Raw genomic sequence first — 6,411 nt, 5'->3', positions numbered from 1 at the left:
GTTCAGTAACAGGTGTCCCACACTGTTGATACTGCATTCGTATTTTTTCTTTTGGAAGTCCTAATTTTATAACATAATCTCTTTGTTCTATAGTGTGTTCATCTAAAATAACATCTCCTGTTTTTTCATAATATTGGTCTGCTTCTTTTTTAGTTACAAAATCAATATCTTTTATCTTTTTTGCTTGGTAACGTCCTACTTCTATAACCCTGCCATAGTTGTGTAACCAAACAAAAACTACTCCACCAGGGGCTAAACCTACTTGTATATTATATTCTTCTATTGTTGGAGTTATATCATCCACTATTGAGATTCTGTATACCTTCTCCTCTAAAAGTTGAGCTATCTTCAGAGAATCTAAAGGCTGATCTTCTAAGAGATATTCGCATTTTTCTACATACGAAAGCCAAGAAACATCTAAGTGAGTAGGAACCCCTTTAGCTTCCTCCTCCTCTGAGGAACCAAAAATACCTGTAGCTCCCCTCTCTATAGAAAAATAGGGAAAGGGTCCTTTATTATCAAATAGGAAAGATTGTCCATTTCCGAACCTACTAGCTCCATCTTTTCCATATACTACCCCACGATAAACTCTTATAGGATATCCTGATACAGGTTTTACATAAGCGACCCAATGATATTTTTTATTCATATTTTCTTTTTCTTTACAAGAAGTTAATGATGAAAGTAAAACTAATATGGTTATGATTATATTTTTCACTGCTATTTTTTACCTTTTTTATATTTATTTAAGTTGGACCAAGGCACTTCTTCTATCTTTGAGGAAATACACTTATTATCCTTAAATTCTAAGCTAATAAAATAATCATATTCACCTGCAGTTGCATAAGAAAAATTTTCTAATTGGATTCTTACAAAAATTTTATCTCCTTTCTTCTTATAAAGAATAAAGGTTGGGGTACAAGTTCTTATAGATTCTAATAATTTTACATTTAAAGGAATTTGTTGTCTATTAATTTCTATAATAGGATTTTGCTTCTCCAATTTTAAGAAATCCTTTCTGAACTGTTTGAGTTCTTTGTCAGTACTTGGTCTTCCTAAGAACTGTTCTAATACATTATCGCTCTTTATAAATACATTGATGCTATCTTTCCCCATTTTCATATAGGAAACATAATACACTACGCTATCTTGTCTTCCTATAATTCTACAATAATCAATGCGTTTTTCTATTGATGTTTGTGAAAACAAAGAAAACGTACTGATAAAAACTAAAACTAATGTTGCGATTGTTCTCATATTTTTCCTGTTGAGATTTGTTTAAAAGCATAAATAGTAGATTTATAAAAAAGTGTAGCTCTATTTTTTAGATACCCTTTCCCTTCATAAACCGAAACTGACTCAAAAACACTTTTATCGAGTTTGTACTTATTGCCCCATTTAGAAAAACCATACTTTCTATGTTCTTTTTTAATGAATAATGTTTCTTTAAAATCATCTGAATCAAAGACATCTAAACCATGCCATCCAATAGCTCTATCACTAATATCCTCCTGATTATCTTGCCCCCTTAGATAGAACAAAGCCTTAATTGTATAGGAAATAGCTATTTTCATTAGATCATTTTGATTTCTATTATCCAAATTTTTATCGAAATCAACAGAGGTAGTTGGAGATTTAATATCTAAAAAATCACGAAAAGCTTCATTTTTTCTTGTATAAGTTGCATCATCCCATCTATTTCTTGCTTTTATAAAAGAATCTTTTAATGTCCAACTTTCTTGAGAATAATTCTCGTGTCCAGAATCTTTATACTGACAATGACGATTCATCACTGCAAAAGGCAATCTCATAATAGCTTCTTTATTATATCCAGTTTCACTATAGGCTGTTCCTGCAATGCTTAGGAAAAGGTCTTTATCAATTTCCATATTTTTAGGGTTTTCAAAAATTGGATTCCCGTTTTTATCTTTTTCTTCTTTCTTACTATTGCAGGCAAAAACATCGTTTTTATTTCCTTCTTCGGAAGTAGTTACCTTAGCCAAGAACCTTCCTCCATAGTCAAAATAGTATCCATTAGGTGTGATAGGTTTCTCTTTTTTCTGTTCTTCTTCTGAAGGTTTATCTCCCAACTTACCAAACAAAGTTTTAACACTTTGTCCACCTCCTGTATGTATGGTTGTTTTAGAAAGTTTTTTAAGAATATCAGTTAGTTTTGCTACCTCAGATATATTTACCTTTGTATCACTACTACCTAATAATTTTGCCACTTGTGCACTATGAATAGTAACATTTCCTTCACGGGCTTGGTGGAAAGTTGTCCTATCTCTTATCTTCACAACTATATAGGATCTTTTTTATATAGTCACGATATACATTCTCTTTTTTTTTGCTCTTGTATACAATATATACATAATCTGTCCTATTAAGTCCTATATTTCTGATTTTTGATTTTTCAATAGGAGAGACGATATCTGTATACTTCTTATACTTGACAAATTGATCTTTCGTAAGAACTTCTAATAATTCACTTGTGATACTTTTCCCTAACAGAATGAAATCATATTTACTTGTGAGGTAAGATCTTATCTTATCACTCACTTTTATTTTATACATTATTTGGTTGTGTAATAGCATTTCTTGCTGAGGGGTTAAATCCTTTGTAGCGTATTTAATTTGTTTTAGAAAAGTATTGACAATTAGGGTAGTATCCTTTGGACATTTGGCTTCATAAATTTTATAATTATTCTTTACTATCTCTATAAAATCATGGTCTTCCAATGCGTTTCTCTCTTTTTCTACGTCCAAAATTTCCCTATATTTTTCTATAGAACCGTATCTATAGCGTATATACTCATGTAGGGAGGAAAAAGTTTTATCTCCTTCTATAACATTACCCAATTGTCTATTCGTTATTATGGGAAATAAATTCTTACGATCTAATGAAAATGTATCTTCTACATAAGCTATTATAAACTCTTTTTTCTTTTTAATCAAATCTGACAGAATGTGAACTATAGGATCTGTTCCAAATAGCATTGCTTTCTCATTATCATAAAAAAAATAAACGTCTCCTTTATAATATTTTACAAAATTACCTTCTTCCATTTCTTTGAAGAACCCTTTCTCTTGCGTATATCTGATTCTGTATATTGGGAAAGAAAACAAACTATCCTTGTCCTCAAACTTAAACATTTCTCTAAAGTTAGAAAGACGATTGTTTAAGGTATCTTCTTGAGAAATAGACAACTGTGAAAATAATAAAAATAATAATAGCAAACTCCTCTGAATCATATCATTTTTTTATATCTGTTATTTCATAAACTCCTGTACTAAAATCAATCTTATCTGTAGAATAAAGAACATAGCTTCCTGCATCACTATCCGCTACATTATAGTCATTATTCTCATAACTAACTATAACTATTTCATGTCTAACATTAATAGATTCAACTACATTTACATTTGCAAGTACAGGATTTCCTCTATCTATAGCTCTTTGAATATTTTCATGAGAAAATAGCTGGGTATACACATATTTCTCTTGAAGAATTTTTATCATTTCATCAAGCGAAATTCCTTCTCCTAAAAGGATATCGGCAGGGTGTCTTTTTAAGAGTCTTGCTATTTCAAGAGCTTTTTCTGCCCCTTTAATTCTTTTTTTAAATAAAGTATCTATAAAAGCTAGAGCATAAGGCACACAAGCCCCTCCTCCATTTAATTGTTGTTCTACTTCTTTTGGACATCTTGATAAAGGAGTTCTTTTTTTCTTATTGGTTAATAAAGTTTTAACACTTTGTCCACCTCCCGTATGTATGGTTGTTTTAGAAAGTTTTTTAAGAATATCAGTTAGTTTTGCTACCTCAGATATATTTACCTTTGTATCACTACTACCTAATAATTTTGCCACTTGTGCACTATGAATAGTAACATTTCCTTCACGGGCTTGGTGGAAAGTCTCAGCTGTACTCTCTAATAATTTTCCTGATATTTCAACACCTTTGTCTCCTTTTATCTCTTGAGAATAATTATTACTACTAAAGTCATAATCATTAAGCACTTCTAATTTATGATTATTTTGTACAGTAGTGAACATATCATTTCCTACTTCCATAATACAATTAGTTCCCGCTTTGATATTTACATTTTCACCTGCTGAGAAGCTAATGTTCTTAGGAGCACTTACATTGATATTTCCCTGTCCATCCATTAGGTAGGTATTACCACTAGGATCTTCTATAAACACGCTACCTTCCCCATCATTGAGAATAATTTTAGTACCTGAGCGAGTGTGTATCACTTTCTTGTCGTTGCCTGCTGTATGGTATTTACTAAATTCCTTACCATTGTAGTTACTTCCTACTACAAACGGACGTTCGGCATTTTGGTCTTCAAAGTCTACCCATACTTCTTCGCCTATTTCAGGGATAAAGTAAAAGCCTTTGTCAGCTCCTGCGTGAGGTTGTACCACACGTATCCAAGGGGTTTTGGTTTGATGTTTTTCTTGCCAAATAAACTGTACGCGCACACGTCCCCAACCTTCGGGGTCGTTATTGTCAATCACCCGTGCAGGTTGTTGTTCAGCTTTTGGAAGAGCTTGCTCATCATAATAGTAAGCTACAAATACATCAGGAATGGCTACAAACTCATTGTAATAGATACCTTCTCCCTGATAATGACTTACATCTATCACTCGATAGGTTTCCATGGGTAAGCCGTTGATATCTATGAGCTTTACAAAACATCCGATATGTACATGAGGATTTCTGCTTCTTCCTCTGACCTGCATTAACTGCTCACGACTTTCTTTTTCTCTTTGGACAGCATCTTTCAAATAATCTCCTCGAAACTCATCTGGCAAAGCTCCATAAGTCTGATCGGTAGTCTTGGCAAATACTTTCTCTGAAGCCTTGATAGCGGTAAATTGAAATGGATTCTCTTTGTACTGTGTCTCTGTCTGCTCACTACCCTTAACCTCTGTTCTGGTCATTTGTGAATTATAGGAAAGATAGTTAAACTTTTGAGGTTTAAGTAGTAACTCAAATTCAACTTCCCTAAGGTCACCTCCTTCATAAAGAGTTATGGTTTTCTGTGCCCGACTACCAAAGATAAATTGTGTGCCATTATAATAGAAAAACTCTCCATAACGCTTGGCAAGGCGCTGGATAAATTGGTAATCAGACTCATTGTATTGTACAGTATAAGGGATTTTCTCTTCATTATTAATAAGTCCCTCTATATGTATTTGTGATTCCTGTGGATATTCCTCTGTAGCTTCTTTAATAATTTCTGGAAGTGTCTTATTCTCATACGACTGACAAGTTTTTCCTCCATCTAATACGATGCTTGGGGCATAGCCAGAGATATGTAATTTACCATAACCTCCTCCCTGATTTTTCTTATTGCAGATATGAGCAATAATCCCTCTAAAAGTGTAAATAACACTTCCATACTGATGGAAATGAATAGTAATGTTCTGCCCTAAGAGTTCTTGAGAGTTTTTCATTACTTGACCTTTAAAGTCATCAATAGCTGTATCATTGACGATAATAGTAAACTCATCGTGGGCATTGGTATGTTGGGTAAGATGGGTTTCAAAAGTAGCATTATCTAAGAACCCTTTACCATCAATAGTAAGGGTAACCATCACTACAGGATTAGCCTTGTCTACTAAAAAATCTTGAAAGTTTCTCACAGAAGCAAAGTGGGCAAGATCATCAGGGTGATTGGTGCGATAACCAGTGAATTGTTCATCTTTTGTACTCATAAGATTCTCTTTTTAAAGGGTAATTTATTGGGATAATTTAGTTCAAATATATTGCTCTATTTGATTTTGCAATAGAAAACACTTTTTATAAATTAATTTTCCATTGCTTTTCAAAAGAAACTCCTCCGATGATAAGTTGTTGTGCCGATATAATAAGCTCTATTTGTAGAGGTTCTGCACTATTGGCATTAAAATCTTCTATAAAGTTTACACAAAACGCCTTCTTGAAGACAAGTTCTTGCAGCTTACTCATAGCATCACGGCGATAGTAGATAATCTTACCATCTTTGGTCTCATTATTATCTCTCATCCACTTAAAGAAATCAGGTTCTCCTGTACTTTCTAAGCGGAGATGTATTTCGCCTCCTGTAGGCATTCCTTCAGGTAAGCCTGTTCTATCTCTACTTTGAGAAAGTTCATATTTGCAGGCTAACACATTGTAGGTTTTTCCGTCTAATTCCAATTTAACTTTGAAAGACATATTTTTTTATTTTATGGGTTATACTTTAATTTTTATTTCTGTCCATTTTTAAGCAAAAAAGGGTAGCACCCTAAAGCGCTACCCTATTTCCATAAGTTTTACACCCACTCATTTTCGTAGGCTCCTGTTCCCATTTCTAATTTCCTTGCTGAAATGGTAAAGGATTCTGTGAGGGGTTTTTCTCCTGAGGCATCAAAATGCTCTC

7 protein-coding genes are annotated in these 6,411 nt (G+C 33.1%); all 7 read right to left on the bottom strand.

Features of this window, described 5'->3' with window-relative positions; all coding sequences use genetic code 11:
* The coding region (locus Q0625_RS14155) for a DUF2931 family protein (RefSeq protein WP_298828656.1) at window positions 1–649 on the bottom strand (649 nt) is incomplete at its 3' end.
* A gap of 71 nt (window positions 650–720) precedes the next feature.
* Window positions 721–1,257 (bottom strand): hypothetical protein, encoded by a 537-nt coding sequence (locus Q0625_RS14150; RefSeq protein ID WP_298828654.1) that lies wholly within the window; start codon window positions 1,255–1,257, stop codon window positions 721–723.
* Entirely contained in the window at window positions 1,254–2,297 is a 1,044-nt protein-coding gene (locus Q0625_RS14145) for a hypothetical protein (protein WP_298828652.1), read from the bottom strand. The genes Q0625_RS14150 and Q0625_RS14145 overlap by 4 nt, the downstream gene beginning before the upstream one ends.
* Entirely contained in the window at window positions 2,281–3,252 is a 972-nt protein-coding gene (locus Q0625_RS14140; RefSeq protein ID WP_298828650.1) for a hypothetical protein, read from the bottom strand. The genes Q0625_RS14145 and Q0625_RS14140 overlap by 17 nt, the downstream gene beginning before the upstream one ends.
* Window position 3,253: 1 nt before the next feature.
* On the bottom strand, window positions 3,254–5,725 hold the full coding sequence (locus Q0625_RS14135; protein ID WP_298828648.1) for a phage baseplate assembly protein V: 2,472 nt from the start codon (window positions 5,723–5,725) through the stop codon (window positions 3,254–3,256).
* A gap of 85 nt (window positions 5,726–5,810) precedes the next feature.
* Complete coding sequence (gene tssD, locus Q0625_RS14130) at window positions 5,811–6,206, bottom strand: type VI secretion system tube protein TssD (protein ID WP_095900529.1); 396 nt, start codon at window positions 6,204–6,206, stop codon at window positions 5,811–5,813.
* A gap of 98 nt (window positions 6,207–6,304) precedes the next feature.
* Window positions 6,305–6,411, bottom strand: a 107-nt coding sequence (tssD, locus tag Q0625_RS14125) for a type VI secretion system tube protein TssD (protein WP_298823498.1), incomplete at its 5' end; no start/stop codon positions are given.

Source organism: uncultured Capnocytophaga sp. (assembly GCF_938029845.1).
In the GTDB taxonomy this organism is placed as follows: domain Bacteria; phylum Bacteroidota; class Bacteroidia; order Flavobacteriales; family Flavobacteriaceae; genus Capnocytophaga.
Note: the sequence above shows the minus strand (reverse complement) of the source record. Positions and strands in the feature narration are given on the sequence as shown.

Bases quoted from the DNA above. Each gene is read 5' to 3' on its own strand.
- Q0625_RS14150 (WP_298828654.1), bottom strand. From the start codon at position 1,257: ATGAGAACAATCGCAACATTAGTTTTAGTTTTTATCAGTACGTTTTCT.
- Q0625_RS14140 (WP_298828650.1), bottom strand. From the start codon at position 3,252: ATGATTCAGAGGAGTTTGCTATTATTATTTTTATTATTTTCACAGTTG.
- Q0625_RS14135 (WP_298828648.1), bottom strand. From the start codon at position 5,725: ATGAGTACAAAAGATGAACAATTCACTGGTTATCGCACCAATCACCCT.
- tssD (WP_095900529.1), bottom strand. From the start codon at position 6,206: ATGTCTTTCAAAGTTAAATTGGAATTAGACGGAAAAACCTACAATGTG.